Source organism: Roseomonas sp. KE2513 (assembly GCF_016107305.1).
Taxonomy (GTDB): Bacteria; Pseudomonadota; Alphaproteobacteria; order Acetobacterales; family Acetobacteraceae; genus Roseomonas.
Genome location: NZ_RCVR01000003.1, coordinates 139,444 through 163,287, shown reverse-complemented (window position 1 = coordinate 163,287; position 23,844 = coordinate 139,444). Strand labels below are relative to the sequence as shown.

Sequence of the window (23,844 nt, the reverse complement as noted above, 5' to 3'; positions counted from 1 at the left end):
GGAAACCTCAGCCGGAACCCTGCAGGGATGCACCGGGCCGGCGAAGCGCGGGGTCGAAGGGGTTGGAGGCGTCGCCGATCGCCGCCGCCTCCCGCTGCAGCATCTCCGCCATCGCCGCCCGCCGTTCCGGCGTGAGGCGTTCCAGCGTCGTCCCGATGCTGAGTGCCGCGACCACCTGCCCGGTCCTGTCCCGGATCGGCACCGCCAAGCCCGAGCTTCCCGGGATGAGGCCGTTCGCGACGTCACAGTAGCCCTTCCGGGCCGTGTCGAGCAGGGCGGCGCGCAGGGCCGCCTCGTCCAGCCCGCCCCGCTCCCGGATGAGCGAAAGGTTGTGCCGCACGACCTCCTCCTGCTCCCCGGCAGGAAGAGAGGCGAGGATGGCCGTGGACCCCTGCCCCAGGCCGAGCGGCACCTTGCCGCCGATATCGCCGGTGAGGGAGCGGACCGGCAGCACCCCCTCGCTCCGGTCGATGAGGACGGCATCATAGCCGGACCTCACCAGCAGGAAGACCGTATCCTCGAAGGCCGCGGCGACGCGCAGCATCGCGGGCCGGCCGAGGTCGCGCAGGTTGGACGGATTGCCGGCCCGCGCGGCGAGGCAGAAGAGGTCGAGGCCCAGCCGGTAGCTGCGGCCCGAGGGCCCGTCCTCCACCAGCCCCTCGCCCTGCAGGTTCCTGAGGAAGCGGAGCGCCGTGGGCTTCGGCAGGCCCGCCGCATCCGCGATGTCACTCAGCCGCAGGCCTTCGGGCCCCGCCGCGGCCAGGGCTCGCAGGATCGCAACGGCCCGGGACAGCACGCCGTCCCGCCCCTCCGCCACCACCTTAACCATAGCGCACCTGTTTTCATTAAATGGAACTTTTATAGCGTCACTTCCATTCAGTGGAAACAATTGTTGCCGCCGACCGGTACGACAGCTAGAGAGGCCGAAGGGGCCGTCGGGTTGGACGAAGCCCCTCCCGTCGCCTGCCGCCAGGAGAGACGCCGATGCCGTCGAACGTGGATCCCGTCCAAAGCGACCCCGCCCTGCCCGCCGAGGCCGACGTGGTCGTCATCGGCGGCGGCATCGCCGGCATCGCCGCGGCCTACCACCTCGCCCGGAAGGGCCTTTCCGTCGCGGTGCTCGAGAAGGGCCGGGTCGCGGCCGAGCAGTCCAGCCGGAACTGGGGCTGGTGCCGCCAGCAGAACCGCGACGAGCGCGAGCTTCCCCTCGCCCGCTACAGCCTCGACCTCTGGGGCCGTCTCGCCGAGGAGATCGGCGCGGATCTCGGCTTCCGCCGCACGGGCCTGCTCTACGTCACCGACCGGCCCGCGGACCTGGAGGCATGGGAGCGCTGGTCCGAGCTCGCCCGTAGCTACCAGGTGGAGAGCCGGATGCTGACGGCGCGGGAGGCCCAGGCGATGACGCCCGGCTGCGCCCGCCGCTGGATCGGCGGCGCCCATTCCCCGACCGACGGCCGGGCCGAGCCCTCGATGGCCGTGCCCGCCCTCGCCGAGGCAGCGCGCCGGCTGGGCGTCACCATCCACCAGGGCTGCGCCGTGCGGACGCTCGAACGCACCGGCGGCGCCCTCTCGGGCGTGGTGACGGAAGCGGGCCGGATCCGCGCGGGGGCCGTGCTCTGCGCGGGCGGGGCCTGGACCTCGCTCTTCCTCCGCCACCACGGCATCGCCCTGCCCCAGGCGGGCGTGCGCTCGACGGTCTTCGCCACCACGGCGGCGCCCGCGGTCACCGAGGGCGGGCTTTCCACCCCGAACTACGTGATGCGCCGCCGGCTCGACGGCGGCTACACCGTCGCGATCCGCGGGCGCGGCACCATCGAGCTGACGCCGCAGGGCTTCCGCTACGCCCGCGAGTTCCTGCCGATGTTCCTCAAGCGCCGCGAGGCCGGCGTGAAGGTGCGGATGGGCCGCTCCTTCCTCTCAGGGCCCGAAGCCCTCGCCCGCTGGACGCCGGACGGGACCTCCCCCTTCGAGCGCACGCGCATCCTCGATCCCGGCCCGGACAGGGCGACGGTGGACGAGGCGCTGTCGATGCTCGTGGAATCCTACCCCGCCCTGTCGGGGACCAGGATCGCCCATGCCTGGGGCGGCTGGATCGACAACACGCCGGACGCCGTCCCGGTCATCTCGCCCGTCGCCGCGCTGCCCGGCCTCTTCCTCTCGACCGGCTTCAGCGGCCACGGCTTCGGGGTCGGCCCCGGCGCGGGCCGGCTGGCCGCCGACCTGATCGCCGGGGACGCGCCGGTCGTCGATCCCGCACCCTTCCGCTTCTCCCGCTTCAGCGACGGCGCGGACCTCCGCCCGGCCGCGATGTGAAGACCACCCTCCGCACCTCCCCCAAGCTCAAGGTGATCAGATGCTGAAGCATGTCATGGCGGCCCTGGCCTCGGGGCTGATCGGCCTCGGCGCCGCCGCCCCGGCCGCAGCCCAGGGCTCCGGCTCGGCCACCCTCGACGCGGTCCGCGCCCGCGGAGTGCTCAACTGCGGCGTATCCGGCGAATCGCCTGGCTTCTCCTTCCCCGACAACCGCGGCGTCATGCGCGGGATCGACGCGGACGGGTGCCGCGCCCTGGCCGCCGCGACCCTCGGCGACGCCGAGAAGGTCCGCTACGTCCATCTCAGCACGGTCAGCCGCTTCACCGCCCTACAGGCCGGCGAGGTGGACGTCCTGATCCGCAACACCGGCTGGAGCCTGACGCGCGAGGCCAATCTCGGCCTTCTCTTCGCGGCCCCGAACTTCTGGGACGGCACGAGCATCATCGTGAAGACCGCCTCCGGCGTCACCTCCGTCACCGGGCTGGGCGGCGCGTCGATCTGCGTCGCCAGCGGCACGAGCACCGAGATCAACCTCGCCGACTGGGGCCGCGCCAACCGCATCGAGTACACGCCCGTCCTTATCAGCGACGTGAACCAGCTGCGCGAAGCCTTCCTCAACGGCCGCTGCGACGCCTACGCCACCGACACCTCCCAGGCCGCCGCCTTCCGCTACCGCCAGGGCCCCCAGGCGAACGAGCTGACCATCCTGCCCGAGCAGCTCAGCTTCGGCCCGATCGCGCCCATGGTGCGCAAAGGCGACGACAAGTGGTTCGATATCGTGCGCTGGGTGCAGTACGCGGCGCTCCACGCCGAGAACCTGAAGGTGACGAGCGCCAACGTGGACACCTTTGGCGGCGCTTCCAACCCCGATATCCGCCGCCTGCTGGGCACCGAAGGCGGCCTCGGCCAGGCGCTCGGGCTGGACAACCGCTGGGCCTATTTCGTCATCAAGCAGATGGGCAATTACGGCGAGGTCTTCGAACGCAACATCACGCCGCTCGGCCTCGCGCGCGGGCACAACGCGCTCTGGACCGCGGGCGGATTCCAGTTCGCGCCGGCCATGCGATAGGCCGGCGCCGGTGACTCCGGAGAGGGCGCTGCCCTCTCCGGACCTCGCCCGCCAAGGGCCTGAGGCCCTTGGATCCCCATCTGGCTTCGCGGAACCTTCCTGATCGTTCAGTCGCCTTGGGTCCATGACCCGAGGCGCACCGGCCGCAAAGCATTTGCAACTCGAAGAAAAAGATGATGGGTCGGAGGCACTGCCTCCGACGGGTCTGGGAAGAGGAAGAATTCCTTCTTCCTCTCCCCGGAGTCACCCGCGCCACCCGCCGGGCGCTAAACCCCCTTCAGCACCGCGCGCAGGATCATCGCGACCACGCCCAGCGCGAGGATGCTCACGGCCCAGAGCCCCACGAACCAGAGCAGCCGGCGCCCCCACATCTCAGTGGTAGCCGCTCTCATGCGTCACTTTCCCGCGGAACAGCCAGTAGACGTAGCCGGTATAGGCCAGGATCACCGGGATCAGCACCGCGGCGCCCACCAGCAGAAAGCCCTGCGAGGCCGGCGGCGCCGCCGCCTCCCAGATGTTGAAGGCCGGTGGCACGATCATCGGCCACATCGACACGCCGAGCCCCGCATAGGACAGCGCGAAGAGGCCGAGCGCGAGCATGAAGGGCCGCGCGTCCACCATCCCGCCGTGCCCGGTATCCTCGGCCAGCGCGTGGAAGAAGCGCCAGATGAGGAAACCCACCAGCAGCGGCACCGGCGCCGCGAGAAGCAGGTTCGGGAAAGTCAGCCAGCGCGCGGCAAAGGCCGGTTGCAGGAAGGGCATGATGGCCGAGACGAGCGCGATCGCGCCCACCGTCGCCAGCGCGAAGCGCCAGGCCAGCGACGCCGCGCGCGTGTGCAGCGGCCCCTCGGTCTTCCACAGCAGCCAGCAGGCGCCGAGCAGCGCGTAGCCCACCATCAGCGCCACCCCCGTCAGCACCGAGAAGGGCGAGAGCCAGTCCCACCACCCACCGGCATAGGCGCGGCCCTCAACCTCGATCCCCTGTACGAAGGCACCGAGCGCGATCCCCTGCATGAAGGCCGCGAGCATCGACCCCCAGGAGAAGGCCCGATCCCACCAGAGCTGCTGGGTCTCGTTCTCGGCGCGGAAGCGCATCTCGAAGGCCACGCCCCGGAACACGAGCGCGAGCAGCATGAGGATCAGCGGCATGTAGAGCGCCGGCAGCACCACGGCATAGGCCAGCGGAAACACCGCCAGCAGCCCGCCGCCGCCGAGCACCAGCCAGGTCTCGTTGCCGTCCCAGACGGGCGCGACCGTGTTCACCGCCACGTCCCGCTCCGCCTTCTCCGGCATGAAGGGAAACAGGATCCCGATGCCGAGGTCGAAGCCGTCCATGCAGACGTAGAAGAAAACGGCCAGCGCGATCAGCACCGCCCAGATCAGCGGCAGCCAGAAGGCCCAGCCCGTCAGCGCCATCTCCATCGTCCCTACTCCGCCGGCTGGATGGCGGGCGCGGCACCCGGCGCCGCGGAGGGCGCGGGCGTGATCCCCGCCGTGCGGATCGGCTGGCCGGAGGGCGGCGCCCCCTCCTGCGCCCGCGGCGTCTGCTGGAAGAGCTTGAACAGGTACCAGATGCCCGCCCCGAACACGACGAAGTAGACCACCGCGAAAGCCGCGAGCGAGGTCGCGACCGCCGGCAGCGCGACCGGCGAGGCGCTGTCGGCCGTGCGCAGCATTCCGTAGATCGTGAAGGGCTGCCGCCCCGCCTCGGTGACGATCCACCCCGCCGTCACGGCGACCAGCCCCGCCGGCCCCATCGCGATCGCGGCCCGCAGCAGCCAGGGCGTCTCGTAAAGCCGCCCGCGCAGCCGCATCACGCCGCCCGCCACGCCGAGCGTGATCATCAGCAGCCCGAGCCCTACCATCACACGGAAGGCCCAGAAGACGAGCGGAATGTTCGTCGGCCAGTGGTCGCGCGGGATGTCGTTCAGACCGCGCACCTCCCCGTTCCAGTCATGCGTGAGATAGAGGCTGGCGAGGTTCGGGATCGCCACCTGCATCCGCGTCACTCCCGCCTCCGCGTCCGGCAGGCCGAACAGGATGGAGGGCGCGCCGCGCTCCGTCGGGAAATGCCCCTCCATCGCCGCCACCTTCGCCGGCTGGTGCTCGAAGGTGTTGCCCCCGTGCAGGTCGCCCAGCACCGCCTGGACCGGCGCGACGATCAGCAGCATCCACATCGCCATCGAGAACATCAGCCGCGCGCGGGGGTTCGGCCCTGCCTCGCTCGCCTCGCGCCCGCGGTCCGCCGCGGCACTCCCTGGGGCAGCACCGCCCGCGGCCTCCACCCCCGCATCACGCCGCGCGAGCCGCCCCTGGCGCTCCCGCAGCAGGTGCCAGGCGCCCACCGCCCCCACGATCAGCGCCGTCGTCAGGTAGGCGCCCGTGACGGTATGCGCGAGGCGATAGGGGAAGGAGGGATTGAAGATCACCGCCCACCAGTCCTCGGGCACGAAGCGCCCGTCCGGCAGCAGCGCGTAGCCCGCCGGCGTGTGCATCCAGGAATTGGCCGAGAGGATCCAGAAGGCCGAGAAGAAGGTGCCGGTCGCCACCAGGGCGGTAGCCAGCATGTGCAGCCCCTTGCCCACCCGGTCCATGCCGAACAGCATGACGCCGAGGAAGCCCGCCTCCAGGAAGAAGGCGGTCAGCACCTCATAACCCATCAGCGGCCCGATCACCGCGCCCGCCTTGTCCGACAGCACCGACCAGTTCGTGCCGAACTGGTATGACATGACGATCCCCGACACGACGCCCATGGCGAAGGCCACGGCGAAAATCTTCAACCAGTAGCGGAAGGTGTCGAGGTAGACGGCCTTGCCCGTCCACAGCCACAGCCCCTCGAGCACCGCGAGATAGCTCGCGAGCCCGATGGTGAAAGCAGGGAACAGGAAGTGCCAGACGACGGTGAAGGCGAACTGGAAGCGCGCGAGGTCAAGAGCGCTCGGCAGAAGGGCGTCGATCATGGGGCACGGACTCTCCTGGCGGAGAGGTGGGAACGACTGCCCACGGAACCAAGCAGTTACGCGTGGCCGCTCAGCCGCCCCGCGAAACTCTTCCGTGCTCCACCTCGATCCGCGTGACGCCGACCACCGAGCGGATATTCCCTGCCACCAGCTCCACCACCGATTCCGGCAGAGTCGCCGCGATCTCCACCCGCATCGCCTCGCCCTCCCGCGCCGCGCGGAACCGCTCCGGCGTCACGTCGCGCTTGGCCAAAGGCTGCAACAACCGCGGCAACAACCCAGGCGAAACCTCCGCCCGCACGAGATAACGCACGGCCAGCACGCGCTCCGCCGCCTCAACGGAAAGGGACGCGGGCAGAAGGGTACCGGGAAGGGCATCGAACATGGGGAAGATCTCTCTCGAACAGGGGGCGGAGGGCTCTGGCCCGGCCGCCCGCCCGCGACGCGGGGCATCGCCCGCGTGCCGGTCAGACGACCGGGAGGGTAATTCGGGGCATTCGGCGCCCGCCCTGAGTTCGAAGAGAAGCCATGCGCACCACCCTATGGCCGCCGTTGAGGAAGGCAAGCGCCAAGTCGCGGGGCTGCCATGCACGGTGCGGGTGGCCTTGGGAGGGAGAAGGAATTCTCCCTCCTAAACCCTCCCTCATCTTTTTCTTCGTGGCTGACGCGGAAGGCTGAACAGCCGTTCCGCCAAGGGACCATGTCCCTCGGCGAGGCAACTGCCGAACCGCGCCGCCAAGCAGTATTCCCTGGCGCCAGCCCCAATCATCGTATCCGCGAACGCCAGATCGCTGGGGTCTGGGAACCCCCGTCGGGGTCCCCAGCGGAGGGGTTTGGGGAAGCAGCGCCTCCCCAAAGCCACCGGAACCGGCCCCTCAGGCCGCGATCGCCGCCGCGTCCTCTTCCGGTGTCGGCTCAGGCGTCTTGCGCCAGGGCGAGTTGATCTGGATGCCCTCCGCCTCGAAGCGCGCCTGGATGCGGCGGTAGAGCTCCCGCGCCACCGGGTAGCGCTGGGAGGGGTCGGTCTTCATCCGCGCCCGCATCACCACGCCCGTCTCCAGCAGCTTGTCCACGCCCATCACGTCGATGTCGTCGCGGATGACGGCGGACCAGCGCGGCTCCGCCCGGATCTCGGCGGAAATGTCCTTCAGCACCTTGGCCACCCGATCCGTGTCCTCGCCATAAGCGAGCGAGAGTTCCAGCACGGCGAAGGCGAAGTCGCGCGTCATGTTCGTCACCGAGGTCACGGTGCTGAAGGGGATAATGTGCAGCGATCCGTCCAGCGCGCGCAGCCGGATGCTGCGGATGGAAAGCTGCTCCACCACGCCCGTCATGGAGGCGATCTGCACGGTGTCGCCGACCGCAACGGCATCCTCCAGCAGCAGGAACATGCCGGTGATCACGTCCTTCACCAGCGTCTGCGAACCGAAGCCGATGGCAACGCCGACGACACCGGCACCGGCGATCAGCGGCGCCACGTTCACGCCGATCTCGCTGAGGATGTTCAGCGCCACGAAGATCATGATGATGATCAGCAGCGCGGTGCGCAGCATCGGCAGCAGCGTGCGGATGCGGGCCGAGCGCGCGGCCTGCGTGTCGCGGGAAAGCTTCGTCAGCCGGCGCTGGATGGCCGCGTTCGTCACCTCCCAGACCGTGATCGCCGCCATGACCGTCAGCCCGATGGAGACGAGGCTGCCGATCAGCCGCGCGCCGAGCTGCCCGCGGGCGAACCAGGCAAAGGCGTCGATCCCCCAGGTCTCCAGCAGGAACAGCAGGGCGACGAGCATCACGATGCCCGAGACGATGCCTTTCAGCACCGGTAGGTAGCGGTTCGCCCGTTGCTCCAGTCCCGGATAGCGGCGCGCGAGATCAGCGCTGATGCGAAAGCCGCGCTCCAGCAGCCGCCGCAGCCCCTCGTCCACCAGCTTGGCGACCGCCAGCACCGCCAGCGTCATCGCGCTTGCCCGCAGCAGGCGGGGGAAGCCGTCCCGCACCTCCAGCGCCCAAACCCCCCAGAGCGCGAGGAGGTAGAGGATCGCCAGCACGTGCCAGATCTCCGCCAGCCGGTCCCGCAGCGCGCGGAACAGGCGGCGGGAACGGTCGGGATGGTCGCCCGGCTTCAGCTCCGGCGCGCGCAGCTTGTCGGCCACCGCGTGCCGGTTCTGCATCACCACGATGATGAGGAAGAGCGAGACGATCAGCAGCGAGAGCCGCGTGATCGCGTCGTAAACCGCCCAGGGCACGCCGAACAGCAGCCCCGCCTCGGCCACCGCCCAGCCCACCACCAGAACGGCCACGATCCGCCGCAGCCACACCGTGATGTAGGCCGCCGTCTCGTCCTGCATCGGCACGAGCCTGAGATGCGCCGAATTGGGCGAGAACAGCATGCGGGAGGCGAGCATCACCGCGCGGATGGCGATGTAGGCGTTGTTCGCCAGCAGCAGCACCAGCTCCGTCGTCGGCAGCGGCTGCACCGCCCGGATCAGCCCGTAGGAGATGATCGCGAAGGCCCCGATCGGCAGCAGGTCGAGCGCGAGCCGCGCCAGCACGAAAGGAAGGCGCCGCAGCCAGTTCCAAACCGTGGCCCGGCCGGGCTTGGGCGCGTCTGGCGCGCGCGCGTCCAGCCGGTCCCGCCAGCGGGCCAGGCCCCGCCAGACGAGCCACTCCGCGATCAGCCCGAGGCCGAACAGCAGCGCGAGCTTCCAGGAGGCATCCACCACCCGCGCCTGCGTCACCGGGTCGCGCGCGACACCGGAGGCCCAGGAGACGATGTTCGGCAGGTCCGTCACCGCCTGCACGCCCGAGACAACCTGGTCCGACAGCAGCGCGAGACGCTGCGAGGCTCCCATCATCAGCTGTGCGCCGAGTGTGTTGGGCGCGAGCAGCCCCGCATCCGCCGGCGCCTCCGCCGCAGCGGGCGCCCCGCCGGCCGGGGCGGCGCCAGGAGCGGCCGGCGTGGCAGCCGGCGCGGCCGGGGCCGCGGACGCGGCCGCCCCATTCGGTGCCGCGCGCGACATCGCCGAGAGCGCCTCGAGGTTACGGATCAGCTCTCCCCGCCGCGCGTCGTCGCGCAGCAGGCCGAGCAGCCGGTCCGCCTCCGCCCCCGTCGCCGGCGAGGCCGTCGCGGGCGCCGTGCTGGCGGGCACCGGCGCCTGGGCAAGGGCCTCCCCCCCGAAAAGGGTGAGCAGCGCAACAAGGAATGATAGGGCACACCTCATGGAAGGGGTTGGACCCCACCGCATCCGCCCAGGTCAAGCGCTGTCGAGCCCTGCGCTGCCGGAGCGCCCCGCGCAGCCTCTCCCGTGCGCATCCACGCAACCCTCTTCCGCGCGCATCCCCCGTGCACCCCGCCTCGCCCGGTGCTAGAGGGCCGCCCTCCCCGACCCGGGGAGAAAGGGCATGGCCGCGCTCGCGCCGGTCCGGATGGCTGAAGGGGCAGTTGGCGCATGGCGGGTCAGGATGGCGTGGATAACGGCGTGAACACGGGGGCGCCCCGCGGCGCCGGACCGAAGGGCGGCCCACGCGGCGGCCGGCCCGGCCAGCGCGGGCGCAACCGCATCCCCAAGGGACGTCCGCTCGACGGCTGGCTCATCGTGGACAAGCCCTCGGGCATGGGCTCCACCGACGTCGTCACGAAGCTCAAGCGCGCCTTCGACGCCCAGAAGGTCGGCCATGGCGGCACGCTCGACCCGCTGGCCACCGGCCTGCTCCCCATCGCCTTCGGCGCCGCCACCAAGGCCGTGCCCTACGTGATGGACAGCACGAAGATCTACCGATTCACCCTCCGCATGGGCGACGAGCGCGACTCCGACGACGCCGACGGCAAGACCATCGCCACCTCCGACTACCGCCCGACCAACGAGCAGATCGAGGCGGCGCTTCCCGCCTTCCGCGGCGACATCATGCAGGTCCCGCCCATCTACTCCGCCATCAAGGTCGGCGGAGAGCGCGCCTACGACCTCGCGCGGGAAGGCCAGGCCGTGCAGCTCGCCGCCCGCCCGGCCCGCGTGGACCGCTTCGAGCTGGTCGAGCGCGTGGACGACGACACCGCCATCTTCCACGTGGAAAGCGGCAAGGGCGTCTACATGCGCTCCCTGGCCCGCGACCTCGCGCGCGCCGCCGGCACCGTCGGCCATATCGCGGCGCTCCGCCGCCTGCGCGTCGGCCCCTTCCGCGAGGAGCACGCGATTCCGCTGGACAGGCTGGTCGTTACGGGGGATACCCCGCCCCCTTCCCCGGCGCTTCTGCTGCCGGTGACGACCGCGCTGGACGACATCCCGGCCCTGGCCGTCACCGAAGCCGAAGCCGCCCGTCTCTCGTTCGGCCAGGAGATCTCCCTGGTCGAGTTCATGGGCCGGGTTCCTCAGGCGGCCCGGCCCGATGGTGGCCTCGTCCGCGTGCTGGTGGGGGAGCGCCTGATGGGATTGTGCAGGCTTGGGGAGGGATTGCTCCACCCCGAGCGCTGGCTCGCCCGCGGCGGATCCTGAAGCCCCCTCTCCTAGGATATCCCGATGTCGATGATCACCCCGGAGCGCCGCCAGGCGCTCATCCAGGAATACGCGACCGCCCCCGGCGACACCGGCTCGCCCGAAGTGCAGGTCGCCCTGCTCTCCGAGCGCATCTCGTCGCTGACCGAGCACATGAAGGCCCACCCGAAGGACTTCCACTCCCGCCGTGGCCTCCTCGTGCTCGTCGGCCAGCGCCGCGGGCTGCTGGACTACGTGAAGAACAAGAACCAGCAGCGCTACGAGAGCCTCATCGGCCGCCTCGGCCTGCGCCGCTAAGCCGCGGCCACCCACGACCGGCAAGGGGGAGGGCAGCGATGTCCTCCCCTTTTTCGTGCTGTGCCGGTGCCCATGGAGAGGGCTCTGCCCTCTCCAGGCCTCGCCCGCCAAGGGCCTGAGGCCCTTGGATCCCCATCTGGCTTCGCGGAACCTTCCTGCTCCTGCAGTCGCCTCGGGCCGATGACCCGAGGCGCACCGGCCGTTTAGGGCTTCAAACTCGAAGAAAAGGATGATGGTGAGGGGTCCGGGGAGAGGGAGAATTCCTTCTTCCTCTCCCCAAAATCGCAAGCGCCGCCAGGGCCCTTACCGCTGCCCCCGCCGCTGTGCCGCAACGGCTCCCGCCGGAGCCCCCACGCGCGTCGCCTGGTCGTCACGTGCTCCCGTGATGTTCCCCGCGCAGGTCCCGTTCTCCGCCATCAGCCGATAGCCGGAGGCCGTCGGCCCGCAGGCACGGATCAGGTCGTCGCGGTGCGAGCCGCGGGCATCGAAGACGTCACGCACGAACTTGTCCACCTCGGTATTCGCCTGCGCCCGGTCGGCCGGGGCTTTCGGCGAGGCGGCGATGCAGGCCCGCCAGGCAGCGACCGCGTCGTCGCAGGTCGCATCACCGGTCGAGGGCGGCGTCGTCGAGTTCGCGATCGCGCGGGAGCGGAGCTGGGTCTGCGCCTGGGCGGAGGGGGCAAGAAGCAGCACCGAGAGGACGAGGAGGAGCAGACGCATCGGGAGGGGTTCCGTTCGCTTCGCGGGGCCGCGCCGCGCGTCCGAGCCGGCGGCTTCCCAGGGCACGGGATGCCGGCCGCGAGGTGGACTGACACTGGATATCTTAGTCTTCCGTACCGTTTCCGTCACGCGACATTCTCCAGGCCGTTGCCGCGGTATCGCGCGCGTGTCACCGGCGCGACACCCCCGCGCGCGCCGCCGGCGCGACACCTCCCGCGCGCCGCCGGCGCGACACTTCCCACGCGCCGCCGGCGCGACATCCCGCCCCTGGCGCCGTCGCACGGGCGCGCGCATATCCCCGGGCATGGCCGACCCCTCCTCCCCATCCGCCCCCGCCGCGTCGCCCGGCGGGCCCGTGGCCCCGCCCGGCGGGCTGGAGGCGGACCTCCTGCTCGACCGGCGCCGCCTCAAGCGCAGCCGCGGCCTCTGGCGGGCGCTCGCCGTGCTCGTTGTGATCGCCGGAGTCGCCCTCGCCTTCGCCGGCACGCGCGAGAACGGCCCCTCGGCCCTAGCGGATCTCGGCCTCGGCGGCCCGCACCTCCTGCGCCTGACCGTCTCCGGCACGATCACCGACGACCGCCCGCTGCTGGAGGCGATCGATCGCGCCAGGAAGTCCTCCTCCGTGCGCGGAATGCTGCTCGCCGTGGACAGCCCCGGTGGCACCGTGGCTGGCGGTGAATCGCTCCACGCCGCCCTCACCCGCTTCCGCGACGCCGGCAAACCCGTGGTCGCCCTCTTCGGCGGCACCGCCGCCTCGGCCGGCTACATGATCGCCATGCCCGCCGAGCGCATCTTCGCGCGGGAGAGCAGCGTCACCGGCTCGATCGGCGTGCTGCTCCAGTCCTTCGATGCCCACGAGACCCTCGAGCGCCTCGGCGTGCGGGCCGAAACCATCGCCTCCGGCCCGCTGAAGGACCAGCCCAGCCCCTTCCGTCCACTGAGTGAGGAGGGCCGGGCCGCGCTCACCGCCGTCGTCTCCGACCTGCACGCCATGTTCATCCACATGGTCGCCGAGGGCCGCCACATGCCCGAGGACCGCGTCCGCGCCCTCGCCGACGGCCGCATCATGACCGGGCGCCAGGCCCTCGCCGCCGGCCTGGTGGACGCCATCGGCGGCGAGCCCGAGGCCCGCGCCCACCTAGCGGCCACGCACAACATCCCCGCCGACATGCCCGTGCGCGACCTCCGCGCCCGCGACCTGCGCGAGCGCGCCTTCGGTGCCTCCTTCGGCGAGGCGCTGGGCAGCGGCGTGGCTTCCGTGCTGCGGGGCACCCTGAAAAGCGTGGTTTCAGAAGGGCTTGGCGTTGACGGCGCCTGGGCGGTTTGGCAGCCTTCCGGACGATGAGGGGCACCAGGGCCCCAGAGGACAGCCACCCCCGATGACCGCACCCATGACATCAGCTGGATGACCAAGTCGGAGCTCATCGCGGCCCTCGCCGCCGCCAACCCGCACCTGCGCCAGCCGGACGTGGAGCTGATCGTGGCCACGATCTTCGAGGAGATCACGGCCGCCCTCTCCCGCGGGGATCGGGTGGAGCTGCGCGGCTTCGGCGCCTTTTCCGCCAAGAAGCGCGACGCGCGCACGGGGCGCAACCCGCGCACCGGCGAGTCCGTTGCGGTCTCCGGCAAGGCCGTCCCCTACTTCAAGCCGGGCAAGGAACTGCGCGAAAGGGTCAATGGCGGCCCGCTCCAGCAGTCCCGCCGCGTCGTCGCCGTCCGCGACTAGACCTCTCCCGCCGGGAACGGCGGCCGATACCCGGGAGCTACCCCCATGCTGCGCTGGCTGCTGATCGCGCCCCTGCTAATCGTCCTCATCCTCTTCGCCGTGTCGAACCAGCAGCCGGTGGGGGTGTCGCTCTGGCCCTTCGACCTCACCTGGCAGGCGCCGCTCGCGACCGTCGTGCTCCTCTTCGCCGCCGTCGCCTTCCTCCTTGGCGCCTTCGTCTCCTGGGCCGCCGGCGGCCCTGCCCGCCGCCGCGCCCGTGCCCGCATCCGCGATGGCGAGGCCGCCCAGGCCGAGCTGAACACCCTCCGCGCCCGTGAGGCGAAGCGCGTAGAGGCCGAGACGGTCGCCCGGGACGAGGCCATGTACGCCGACAACGGCAGCCGCGCGGTCCGCCTGGCCAGCTGACCGGCCCCGCGGCCGGTCACCGCCCATGCCCGCCAACCCGCTGCCCAACCCTCTGCCCAGTCCTCTGCCCAGTCCTCTAAACGACCCACTGATCCTCGCCGCCCCGCCGGACATCGCGGTCCCGCCCCTGCGCGACGCCCTCTTCGCCCACTGGTCCCTCGCCGGCACCCTCCACCTGCTGGGCGGGGAGCGCGACCGCAACTTCCGTCTCGACCAGGACGGCGCCGAGCCCCTCCTGGTGAAGCTCGCCCATCCCGACGAGCCGCCGGCGATCACCCATTTCCAGACCGCCGCCCTCCTCCACCTCGAGGGCGCGGCCCCCTCGCTTCCGGTGCCCCGCATTCTTCGCGCGGGCGGCGGCGCCACTGCCATCCCCCACCCGGCGCGGGACGGACGGCCGTGCCTGCTCCGCGTCCTTACCTACCTGCCGGGCGTGCCGATGACCGCGGCGGCAGGCCCCGCCCGTGCCCGCGCGCTCGGCAGCCTTGCCGCCCGCCTGAACCGCGCGCTGGAGGGCTTCTCCCACCCTGCCGAGACCCGCCGCCTCGTCTGGGACTTGCGCGAGGCCTCGCGGCTGCGCGCCTTCCTGCCGGACGTCGGGGACCCCGCGCTCCGTGCCCTCGCCGAGGCCGCGCTTGACCGCTTCGAGGGGCAGGCCGCCCCCGTTCTCGCCGCCCTGCCGGGCGGCGTCATCCACAACGACCTCAACCCCCACAACGTCCTCGTGGACCCCGGGGACCCCGCGCGTCTGACCGGCCTCATCGACTTTGGCGACATGCTCCGCGCCCCGCGCCTGCAGGAGGTCGCGACCGCCTGCGCCTACCTCCTCTCGCCCGAAGGCGACCCCTTCGCCGGCCCGCGCGCCTTCCTCGCCGGCTACCGCGCCGTCCTCCCCCTGGCGGAAGAGGAGGCCGCGCTCCTCCCCGCGCTGATCGCCACCCGCATGGCCATGACGGTGCTCATCGTGGCCTGGCGCTCCCGCCTCCAGCCGGAGAACGCCGCCTATATCAGGCGCAACCTGCCCCGCGCCGGCGCCGGCCTCGAAACCCTCGCCCGCCTGTCCGCCGAGAGAATGGGAGCGGAAGAATGACCAGTCCCCCGCGCGGCATGGCGATGATCAACGCCTTCGACCCCAGCGCTGCCACCGCCCTCTCCCCGCGGGAACGCGCAATGGTCGAGCGCCGCCAGCGCCTCCTCGGCCCCGCCTACCGCCTCTTCTACGAGAACCCCCTCCACCTCGTCCGCGGCGAAGGCGCCTGGCTCTACGACGCCGAGGGCCGCCGCTACCTCGACTGCTACAACAACGTCGCCTCCCTCGGCCACGCGCACCCCCGCGTGGTGGAGGCCATCGCCGCCCAGGCCGCGCGCCTGAACACCCACACCCGCTACCTCCACGAGACGGTGCTCGACCTCGCCGAGGCCCTCCTCGCCACCCTGCCGCCCGCCCTCGGCCACGTCATGTTCACCTGCACGGGCTCGGAGGCGAACGACCTCGCGCTGCGCATCGCGCGCGCCCACACCGGCGGCGAGGGCATCGTCGTCACTTCCCTCGCCTATCACGGCGTCACCGCGTCGCTCGCCGAACTCTCCCCCTCCCTTGGCGAGGGCGTCCCGCTCGGCCGCCACGTCGCGACCGTCCCCGCGCCCGACGCCTATCGCGGTGGCCCCGACATGCCCGCCCGCTTCGCGGCCAGCATCGCCGCCGCCTTCGCTGACCTCGCCCGCCACGGCATCCGGCCCTGCGCGCTGCTGGTGGACACGATGTTCACCTCCGACGGCGTCTTCCCCGACCCCGCCGGCTTCCTCGCCGAGGCCGCCGCCGCCGCCCGCGCCGCCGGCGCCCTCTTCATCGCCGACGAGGTCCAGCCCGGCTTCGGCCGCACCGGCCGCATGTGGGGCTTCGAGCGCCACGGCGCGGAGCCGGACATCGTCACCATGGGCAAGCCCATGGGCAACGGCCACCCCGTCGCGGGCCTCGCCATCCACCCCGAGCTGCTGGAGCGCTTCGGCAGCCGCGCCCGCTACTTCAACACCTTCGGCGGCAACCCCGTCTCCGCCGCTGCCGCCCTCGCCGTGCTCGAGGTCCTGCGCGACGAAGCCCTGCCCGCCAACGCCGCCACCATCGGCGCCCACCTCCTCGACGGCCTCCGCTCCCTCGCCGCCCGCCACGAGCTCCTCGGCGACATCCGCGGTGCCGGCCTCTCCATCGGTGCCGAACTCGTGCGGGACCGCGCGACGAAGGAACCCGCCACCGCCGAGACCACCCGCGTCGTCAACGCCCTGCGCGAGCGCGGCGTCCTCATCAGCGCCTCCGGTCCGGGCGCCAACATCCTCAAGATCCGCCCGCCCCTCTGCCTCTCGCGCGAACAGGCGGACCTCTTCCTGGACACGCTTGACGCGGTGCTCTGAGGTAGGCGCTGCGGCTCTCTGGAGAGGGCGCCGCCCTCTCCAGACCTCACCCGCCAAGGGCCTGAGGCCCTTGGATCCCCATCTGGCTGCCGCGGAACCTTCCCCAACATGCCGTCGCCTCGGGTCATCGACCCGAGGCGCACCGTCCGCACAATCGTTCAAACTCGAAGAAAAAGATGACGGAGGGGGCCGGGGGAGGAAGAATTCCTTCTTCCTCCCCCGGAGTCACCGGCGCCGGCTAGCCAAGACCGGCTAAGGGGGCTTCAACCCCCCGCCCCGCTCCTCCATCCTCCCCTCGCGCCACGCCGCGCCAATGGCCCGAGGAAACCCAATGCCGAACATCCGGCTCGATCCCGCCCAGGTGATGCCCTCCGACTGGCGGGAGGCCACGCTCGTCGGTCGTGCCTGGCGCCCCGAGCTCGGCGGCCCCTCCGTCGTCGCCCTGCGCGGAGAGGACGTCATCGACGTCACCCACCATTTCCTCACCGTCTCCGCCCTCTGCGAGGAACCCGACCCTGCCGCCGCCCTCGCCGCCGCTGAAGGCGAGCGGATCGGCACCCTCGCGGAGGTCCTCGCCAACACTCCGCCCGATACGCGGGACCGGTCTCGCCCCTGGCTGCTCGCGCCGGTGGACCTGCAGGCGATCAAGGCCGCCGGCGTCACCTTCGCCGTCTCCATGCTCGAGCGGGTGATCGAGGAGCGCGCCCGCGGCAACCCCGCCGCCGCCGCTGCCATCCGCGAGGAGGTGGTGCGCCTCGTCGGGGACGACCTCTCCCGCCTCCGCCCCGGCTCGCCCGAGGCGATGCGCCTGAAGGAGGTGCTGGTCGCCCAGGGTGCCTGGAGCCAGTACCTGGAAGTCGGCATCGGCCCCGACGCAGAGATCTTCACCAAGGCCCCGCCCATGTCCGCCGTCGGCACCGGCATGGACGCGGGGCTGCATCCCTCCTCCTCCTGGAACAACCCGGAGCCCGAGGTGGCGCTCGCCGTCTCCTCGCGCGGCGCCATCGTCGGCGCCATGCTCGGCAACGACGTGAACCTGCGCGACGTGGAGGGCCGCTCCGCCCTACTGCTCGGCAAGGCGAAGGACAACAACGCCGCCTGCGTCCTCGGTCCCTTCCTCCGCCTCTTCGACGGCGGCTTCACCCTCGACAGCATCCGCCAGACCACCGTCACCCTGGTGGTGGAGGGCGATGACGGCTTCCGCCTGGAGGGCTCCTCCTCCATCGCCCTCATCAGCCGCGACCCGGCCGACCTCGTCGCCCAGATGATCGGCCCGCACCATCAATACCCCGATGGCGCCGTGCTCTTCCTCGGCACCATGTTCGCGCCCGTGGCCGACCGCGGCGCCCCGGGCAAGGGCTTCACCCACGCGATGAACGACATCGTCACCATCGCCGCCCCGCAATTGGGCGCCCTCGTCAATCGCATGCGCGCCACCAACGACTGCGAGCCCTGGACCTTCAGCGCGGGCCAGCTCATGCGCTCCCTCGCGCAACGGGGGCTGTTGCGCGGGTGAACCCCGGGGAGAGGAAGAAAGAATTCTTCCTCTCCCCGGACCCATCACCATCATCTTTTTCTTCGGTTTTGAATAACTTCCGCCGCCTGTGCGCCTCGGGTCCAAGACCCGAGGCGACGACACGTAAAGAAAGGTCCCGCAACAGCCAGATGGGGACCCAAGGGCCTCAGGCCCTTGGCGGGGTCCGAGGCACTGCCTCGGACGTGCGGAGAGGGCAGCGCCCTCTCCAAGCCCGCAAGAACCAGCCCTAGGCCGGAACGGGGAAGCACACCCGCGCGAACTCCGCGCTCGCCAGGTTCTTTTCCTTCGCCTCCACCTCGATATCTCCCCAGGCAAGATGCCGCGCCGCCCATTCGGCATGCGCCCGGTTCCACAGCCGCGTCGCATGCGCCCGCAGGTCGCGCGCTGAGCAGCCGGCGGCAATCAGCGCCTCCCGGTCCGGCAGCACGTCCGGGTCCTGCCCCGGTGCCAGCTCCGGCCGCGGCGCGCTGACATGCAGCACCGGCCGCGTCCCGCGCCAGGACTCGATCACGCGCGCCACGCGCGGATCCTCCGGCTGGATATACTCCCCGGTCACCACCCAGTGGTGGTGCAGGTCGAGCACGATCGGCAACTCGTCCGCCAAGGGCAGCAGGTCCTCCAGCCCGTAGGCCGTCTCCTCGTTCTCCACCGTCAGCAGCCCCCGCGCATCCTCCGAGAGCAGCGCGAGCCCAGCGCGGAAGGCCTCGATCCCCGCCGCCCGCGCACCCGCATGCACGTTGATATGCGCGCCATGAGGATGCCACCCGCCGGCCTGGCCGAGCAGCCGCATGACCTCGGTGTGGTACTCGAGGTCCGCCACCGCCGCCTGGCGCGTCCCCTCACGCTCCGTCGCCAGCACCGTGTACTGCCCCGGATGCAGCGAGAGCCGCACGCCCCCGCGGATCGCCGCCTGCCCCGCCGGCGCCAGGCTCGTCTCCACCAGCCGCCGCAGCACCGGTTCATCGTAGAGCGGCCGGATCGCGGGGTGGCTGTAGGCCGGCAGCACGTTGCTCGCCATCCGCATGGCCCGCTGCCCCGGCGGCAGCCGCGCCGTGCGCGAGATCTGCGCCAGCAGCGTCTCCCCGTTCGTCCGCACCAAGCCCATCAGCTTCTCGATGGCCGCCGACCGCTCCAGCCGCTGCAGGGCCGTCACCGTCGTGTCCCGCAAGTTCAACGCGGCCTGCTCCTTCACGGGCAGGCTGGGGTCCAGCCAGTTGCAGACCCAGGCAATCCGAGGCGTGTCCATGCCTCCTCAACGGCGCGGGGGCCGGGAGGTATCAGCGGAATGGCTGGCGCTTGTGGCCCTGGGGAGAGGGAGAAGGAATTCTTCCTCTCCCCAAACCCCTCACCATCATCTTCTTCTATCTGTCTGAATGGTTTTAAGGCCGGTGCGCCTCGGGTCATGGACCCGAGGCGACGACATGTTCAGGAAGGGTCTGCGACAGCCAGAGGGGGATCCAAGGGCCTCAGGCCCTTGGCGGGTGTGGTCTGGAGAGGGCAGCGCCCTCTCCGGGCGCCACCAGCGCCAACTTTCAGCTCCCCTCCGCCGGCAGCGGCCGCGGCCGCCCGTCCGGATCGAGCGCGACGAAGGTGAAGGCCGCCTCCGTCACCCGTTCCCGCAGGTCCGAGTGCCGCTCGCGCCGCCAGGCCTCCACCTGCACGCGCAGCGAGGTCCGCCCCACCGACAGGATGCGCGCGTAGAGGCTCACCTCGTCCCCGACGTGGACGGGCCGGTGGAAGGTCATTCCCTCCACCGCGACGGTCGCGCAGCGCCCCCGCGCGCGGCGGGAAGCGGCGTTGCCGGCCGCAAGGTCCATCTGCGCCATCAGCCAGCCCCCAAAGATGTCGCCCGCCGGATTGGTATCGGCGGGCATGGCGATGGTCCGGATCATCGGGGCCATCTCGGGCGGCTGGTGGGGCTCGTTCACGGCGTCTGGTCGTCCTGCTCCATGTCGGGCTCGCCCAAGCTAGCTTCGCGGGGGCCCAGGTCGCGCGCGACCTCGGGCCGCCGCATCAGCGCGTCGATATGCATCGCATGATCGAGCGCCGTGTCGGCCTGAAAATGAAGCTCGGGCGCGAATTTCAGCCGAACGGTGCGCGCCACCTGCCGCCGCAGCTCCAGCTGGTTCCGCCGCAGCAGGTCGAGCAGCGCCTTGTCCGCCGTCGCGCCCAGGCGCGAGACGAAGACGGTCATGTGCTTCAGGTCGGGCGAGGCGCGCACCTCCGTCACCGTCACCCGCGCATCCGCGAGCTCGGGGTCGCGCAGGTCGCCGCGCGCGAAAACGGAGGAGAGCGCGTGCCGCACCTCCTCCGCCACGCGGAGCATCCGCTGGGAGGGGGCGGCCGTCTTGGCGATGTGCTTGGGCATAGTCAAAGAGCCTTAAAAGGGTCCGCCGCGCCCGGTTCGTACCGGGCGCGGCGGGATGGTCGTCCCGAAGGGGTGGGGCGGATCAGACCGCCGCCACCGTCTCCGTCTCGTAGCACTCGATCTGGTCGTCGACGCGGATATCGTTGTAGTTCGCGAAGGACATGCCGCACTCGTAGCCGTTCGCGACCTCCTTCACGTCATCCTTGAAGCGCCGCAGCGTGGACAGCGTGCCCTGGTGGATGACCACGCCGTCGCGCAGCAGGCGGACACCCGCCCCGCGCTTGACCACGCCCTCGGTCACGCGGCAGCCCGCGATGTTCCCGAGGCGCTTGACCTCGAAGACCTGCAGGATCTGCGCGTAGCCGAGGAACTTCTCGCGCTGGATCGGGGCGAGCTTGCCGCGGACCAGCTTCTCGATGTCGTCGGCCACCTCGTAGATGATCGAGTAGTAGCGGATCTCGACCCCGTCGCGCGTCGCCAGCTCCCGCGCCTGCACCGTGGCGCGGACGTTGAAGGCGACGACCACGGCGTTGGAGGCCTTGGCGAGCTGAATGTCGCTCTCGGTGATCTGGCCGACCGCCGAGTGCAGCACCCGCACCCTGACCTCGTCCCGCGAGAGCTTGCCGAGGGTGACGCCGAGCGCCTCCGCCGAGCCCTGCACGTCCGCCTTGACGACGACCGCCACCTCCTTCTGCTCGCCCGCCTGGATGCGGGCCAGCATGTCGTTCAGCGTGCCGCGCGCAGCCCCCGCCGCGGCGGTCTGCTTCTCGCGCGCCTTGCGCTGACGGAACTCGGTGATCTCGCGCGCCCGCGTCTCGTCCTCGACGGCGACGAAGGTCTCGCCGGCCGACGGCACGCCGGACAGGCCGAGGATCTCCACCGGCTCCGAGGGCTCGGCACCCGTCAGCGGGATGCCCATGTCGTCGATGATCGCGCGCACCCGGCCCCACTCGGCGCCGGCCACGACGATGTCACCCTGGTTGAGCGTGCCCTTCTGCACGAGGACGGTCGCGACCGGGCCGCGCCCCTTGTCGAGCTTGCTCTCCAGCACCGTGCCCTCGGCGGCGCGGTTCGGGTTGGCGCGCAGGTCGAGGATCTCGGCCTGGAGGATGATCGCCTCGAGCAGCTTGTCGAGGTTGGTCCCCTTGGTCGCCGAAACCTGGATCTCCTGCACGTCGCCGCCCAGGCTTTCCACCACGACCTCGTGCTGCAGCAGCTCCTGCCGCACGCGGTCGAGGTTCACGCCCTGCTTGTCGATCTTGTTGACGGCCACGATGAGCGGCACGTTCGCCGCCCGCGCGTGGCGGATCGCCTCGATCGTCTGGGGCATGACACCGTCATCGGCCGCGACAACCAGCACCACCATGTCCGTCACGCCAGCGCCGCGGGCCCGCATGGCCGTGAAGGCCTCGTGGCCGGGCGTGTCGATGAAGGTGACCCGGTCCCCGCTGGGGATCTGGATCATGTAGGCGCCGATGTGCTGCGTGATGCCGCCGGCCTCGCGCGCCGCCACGTCGGTCTTGCGCAGGGCGTCCAGCAGGCTCGTCTTGCCGTGGTCGACGTGGCCCATGATGGTGACGACCGGCGGGCGCGGCTCCAGCGCCTCCTCGGTGTCGGCCTCGCCCTCCAGCCCCTGCTCCACGTCGGCTTCCGAGACGCGGCGTACGCGATGGCCGAACTCGGTCGCCACCAGCTCCGCCGTGTCGGCGTCGATGGACTGCGTGATGGTCGCCATCACGCCCATGCGGAACAGCGCCTTCACCACCTCGCCGGCGCGGGCGGCCATACGGTTCGCCAGCTCCTGCACGGTGATGACGTCGGGGATGACCACGTCGCGAACGACGCGCTCCTGGCCCGAGCGAAGCCGCGCGAGCTCCGCCTGCCGCCGCTCGCGCTCGCGGGCGCGGCGGACGGAGGCCAGGCTGCGGCCGCGATCGTCATCGCCCTCGATCGCCGCCTGAACGTCGATCCGGCCCTCGCGCTTGCGGTCGGTCGGGGTCAGGCCCTTCTTGGCGGGCGCGGGCACCGGCTTGCGCGCCGCGAGCGGGCTGGGTCCGCCGAGGCGGCGCGGCGGCGGACGGCGGTTCTCGTCCTCCATGCTCCCGGGGGGCGGACCCTCGCCGGGGCCGCGCGGACGCAGCGACAGCTTGGGGCCGCCGGCGGGCAGGCTGCTCGGCACGGGGCCGGGCCGACGCGCCGCGAGAGGCGCACCAGCGCCGTAGCCGCCCGGGCCACCGGCGCGCGGGGCGTAGCCGGCGCGGTCCCCACCGGGACCACCGGCAGGACGCTGGGCGTAGCCACGATCACCGCCCGGGCCACCGGCCGGACGCGCCGCATAGCCGCGATCACCGCCGGGGCCGCCGGCCGGACGCTGCACATAGCCGCGGTCACCGCCGGGGGCACCAGCAGGACGTTGCGCGTAGCCGCGGTCGCCGCTCGGGCCCGCGGCGGGGCGCTGCACGTAGCCACGGTCGCCGCTCGGGCCCGCGGCGGGGCGCTGCACGTAGCCGCGGTCGCCGCTCGGGCCCGCGGCGGGGCGCTGCACGTAGCCACGGTCGCCGCTCGGGTTGGCGGAGGGGCGCTGCACATAGCCGCGGTCGCCGCTCGGGGCAGCCGCCGGCCGCTGCGCGTAGCCGCGGTCGCCACCGGCCGCGGGGCGGGTTCCGAAGCCACCGGGACCACGATCCTCGCGCGGCGTGGCGGCGCGGGGCGCCTCCTCGGCCGGGCGCGGCGCAGGGGCCGGGCGAGCGGCGGCGGGCGCCGGGCGTTCGGGCGCGCGCTCCACCGGCCGCTCGGGCGCACGGGGGGCTTCCGGCGCGGGGGCCTGAGGCTCCGGCGCACGGGCCTCCACCGGCGCGGGGGCCGGGGGCGGTGCCTCGGCCTGGGCGCGGCGCGCCTCCTCCTCGGCACGGCGGCGCGCCTCGGCGGCGCGCTCAGCGGCCTCCTCGGCCGCGCGGCGCTCCTCCTCCTGGCGGCGCTGCGCCTCCTCGTTGGCGGAACGCACCAGCAGCGCCTGCTGCTCGCGCTCCTGGCGCTGCCGCTCCGCCTCCTGGCGCCGCATCTCCTCCAGCACGCGCAGGCGGTTGGCCTGCTCGCCCTGGGTCAGCGGACGGCCAGGGGCCGGCGCCGGGCCAGCAGCACGGGCGGGGCCGCCGGCGCGGGGCGGGCCGCCGGCACGGGCGGGACCCGCGGCTTGCGGGCCGGCCGGGCGCGGGGCAGCGCCGGCCGCGGCGGGGGCGCCGCCCGGGCCGGTCGCCCGCTTCTTCACGACCTCGACCTGCACGGTCTTGCTGCGGCCATGGCTGAAGGACTGGCGCACGCTCCCGGCCTGCTCGGTCTTGCCGAGCTCCATGCGTCCACCGGGGCGCAGCGACAGCCGGCCCTTCGCCCCATCCTGCGTGTTGTCGTCACCCGAACCCGGGTTTTCCGTATCCAGCTTGCTGTCCGGCACACTCATCTCCAAGGCACCCGCCGGGTTCTGCCCCCGGGCGCCGGCCGCACCCGAGGGGCGGCCCATCCATTCCATCGCGCCGTCAGGGGCGCGCATCCCCAG

The 23,844-nt window shown here is 72.0% G+C and carries 21 protein-coding genes; 10 read left to right on the top strand and 11 right to left on the bottom strand.

The window, feature by feature from the left end; translation table 11 throughout:
• Positions 1 to 7: 7 nt before the first annotated feature.
• Complete coding sequence (locus D9599_RS04505; RefSeq protein WP_198380028.1) at positions 8 to 829, bottom strand: IclR family transcriptional regulator; 822 nt, start codon at positions 827 to 829, stop codon at positions 8 to 10.
• Between the two features lie 155 nt (positions 830 to 984).
• On the opposite strand from D9599_RS04505, the gene D9599_RS04500 reads away from it, so the two are divergent.
• Together D9599_RS04500 and D9599_RS04495 are read left to right on the top strand one after the other, a co-directional pair.
• Positions 985 to 2,313, top strand: coding sequence for an FAD-binding oxidoreductase (locus tag D9599_RS04500; protein ID WP_198380027.1), 1,329 nt, complete (start codon positions 985 to 987; stop codon positions 2,311 to 2,313).
• Between the two features lie 40 nt (positions 2,314 to 2,353).
• Positions 2,354 to 3,382, top strand: a complete 1,029-nt coding sequence (locus D9599_RS04495; protein ID WP_198380026.1) for an amino acid ABC transporter substrate-binding protein — start codon at positions 2,354 to 2,356, stop codon at positions 3,380 to 3,382.
• A 266-nt stretch (positions 3,383 to 3,648) separates the two neighbouring features.
• Here D9599_RS04495 and D9599_RS04490 read toward each other — a convergent pair whose 3' ends face one another.
• The 5 genes from D9599_RS04490 to D9599_RS04470 all read right to left on the bottom strand — a co-directional run bounded on the left by D9599_RS04490 (position 3,649) and on the right by D9599_RS04470 (position 9,488).
• A complete protein-coding gene (locus D9599_RS04490; RefSeq protein WP_198380025.1) occupies positions 3,649 to 3,774 on the bottom strand; it encodes a DUF2474 family protein in 126 nt (41 codons plus the stop codon).
• Positions 3,755 to 4,804: a cytochrome d ubiquinol oxidase subunit II gene (cydB, locus tag D9599_RS04485; protein WP_304621667.1), complete on the bottom strand. Its 1,050-nt coding sequence runs from the start codon at positions 4,802 to 4,804 to the stop codon at positions 3,755 to 3,757. The genes D9599_RS04490 and cydB overlap by 20 nt, the downstream gene beginning before the upstream one ends.
• 5 nt (positions 4,805 to 4,809) lie before the next feature.
• Positions 4,810 to 6,342, bottom strand: coding sequence for a cytochrome ubiquinol oxidase subunit I (locus tag D9599_RS04480; protein ID WP_198380024.1), 1,533 nt, complete (start codon positions 6,340 to 6,342; stop codon positions 4,810 to 4,812).
• Positions 6,343 to 6,412: 70 nt separating this feature from the next.
• Complete coding sequence (locus D9599_RS04475; protein ID WP_232480129.1) at positions 6,413 to 6,727, bottom strand: hypothetical protein; 315 nt, start codon at positions 6,725 to 6,727, stop codon at positions 6,413 to 6,415.
• Between the two features lie 490 nt (positions 6,728 to 7,217).
• Positions 7,218 to 9,488, bottom strand: coding sequence for a mechanosensitive ion channel domain-containing protein (locus tag D9599_RS04470; protein ID WP_309228534.1), 2,271 nt, complete (start codon positions 9,486 to 9,488; stop codon positions 7,218 to 7,220).
• Between the two features lie 300 nt (positions 9,489 to 9,788).
• On the opposite strand from D9599_RS04470, the gene truB reads away from it, so the two are divergent.
• Positions 9,789 to 10,829, top strand: coding sequence for a tRNA pseudouridine(55) synthase TruB (gene truB / locus D9599_RS04465; protein ID WP_198380022.1), 1,041 nt, complete (start codon positions 9,789 to 9,791; stop codon positions 10,827 to 10,829).
• Positions 10,830 to 10,853: 24 nt separating this feature from the next.
• Entirely contained in the window at positions 10,854 to 11,126 is a 273-nt protein-coding gene (gene rpsO, locus D9599_RS04460) for a 30S ribosomal protein S15 (RefSeq protein WP_198380021.1), read from the top strand.
• Between the two features lie 303 nt (positions 11,127 to 11,429).
• On the opposite strand, the gene D9599_RS04455 is transcribed toward rpsO, so the two are convergent.
• Positions 11,430 to 11,846, bottom strand: a complete 417-nt coding sequence (locus D9599_RS04455) for a hypothetical protein (RefSeq protein ID WP_198380020.1) — start codon at positions 11,844 to 11,846, stop codon at positions 11,430 to 11,432.
• A 166-nt stretch (positions 11,847 to 12,012) separates the two neighbouring features.
• On the opposite strand from D9599_RS04455, the gene sppA reads away from it, so the two are divergent.
• The 6 genes from sppA (at position 12,013) to D9599_RS04425 (ending at position 17,902) form a co-directional block, all read left to right on the top strand.
• Positions 12,013 to 13,191 (top strand): signal peptide peptidase SppA, encoded by a 1,179-nt coding sequence (sppA, locus tag D9599_RS04450; protein WP_309228533.1) that lies wholly within the window; start codon positions 12,013 to 12,015, stop codon positions 13,189 to 13,191.
• Between the two features lie 60 nt (positions 13,192 to 13,251).
• Complete coding sequence (gene ihfB, locus D9599_RS04445) at positions 13,252 to 13,572, top strand: integration host factor subunit beta (protein ID WP_198380018.1); 321 nt, start codon at positions 13,252 to 13,254, stop codon at positions 13,570 to 13,572.
• A 45-nt stretch (positions 13,573 to 13,617) separates the two neighbouring features.
• Positions 13,618 to 13,977, top strand: a complete 360-nt coding sequence (locus tag D9599_RS04440) for a lipopolysaccharide assembly protein LapA domain-containing protein (RefSeq protein WP_198380017.1) — start codon at positions 13,618 to 13,620, stop codon at positions 13,975 to 13,977.
• A gap of 25 nt (positions 13,978 to 14,002) precedes the next feature.
• Positions 14,003 to 15,067: a phosphotransferase gene (locus tag D9599_RS04435; protein ID WP_198380016.1), complete on the top strand. Its 1,065-nt coding sequence runs from the start codon at positions 14,003 to 14,005 to the stop codon at positions 15,065 to 15,067.
• A complete protein-coding gene (locus D9599_RS04430; RefSeq protein WP_375373033.1) occupies positions 15,064 to 16,386 on the top strand; it encodes an aspartate aminotransferase family protein in 1,323 nt (440 codons plus the stop codon). Before D9599_RS04435 ends, D9599_RS04430 begins: the two co-directional genes overlap by 4 nt.
• A 331-nt stretch (positions 16,387 to 16,717) precedes the next feature.
• On the top strand, positions 16,718 to 17,902 hold the full coding sequence (locus tag D9599_RS04425; protein WP_232480128.1) for a fumarylacetoacetate hydrolase family protein: 1,185 nt from the start codon (positions 16,718 to 16,720) through the stop codon (positions 17,900 to 17,902).
• Between the two features lie 247 nt (positions 17,903 to 18,149).
• Here the strand turns inward: D9599_RS04425 and D9599_RS04420 are convergent, their stop codons facing one another.
• From D9599_RS04420 to infB, 4 genes are all read right to left on the bottom strand, one after another.
• Positions 18,150 to 19,169, bottom strand: a complete 1,020-nt coding sequence (locus tag D9599_RS04420) for a UV damage endonuclease UvsE (protein ID WP_198380014.1) — start codon at positions 19,167 to 19,169, stop codon at positions 18,150 to 18,152.
• 286 nt (positions 19,170 to 19,455) lie between these two features.
• Entirely contained in the window at positions 19,456 to 19,824 is a 369-nt protein-coding gene (locus D9599_RS04415; protein ID WP_043835299.1) for an acyl-CoA thioesterase, read from the bottom strand.
• 23 nt (positions 19,825 to 19,847) lie between these two features.
• The gene (rbfA, locus tag D9599_RS04410) at positions 19,848 to 20,291 is read right to left on the bottom strand and encodes a 30S ribosome-binding factor RbfA (protein ID WP_198380013.1); all 444 of its coding nucleotides are present in this window, start codon (positions 20,289 to 20,291) and stop codon (positions 19,848 to 19,850) included.
• A gap of 82 nt (positions 20,292 to 20,373) precedes the next feature.
• The gene (infB, locus tag D9599_RS32675) at positions 20,374 to 23,838 is read right to left on the bottom strand and encodes a translation initiation factor IF-2 (protein ID WP_408906381.1); all 3,465 of its coding nucleotides are present in this window, start codon (positions 23,836 to 23,838) and stop codon (positions 20,374 to 20,376) included.
• Positions 23,839 to 23,844: the final 6 nt, after the last annotated feature.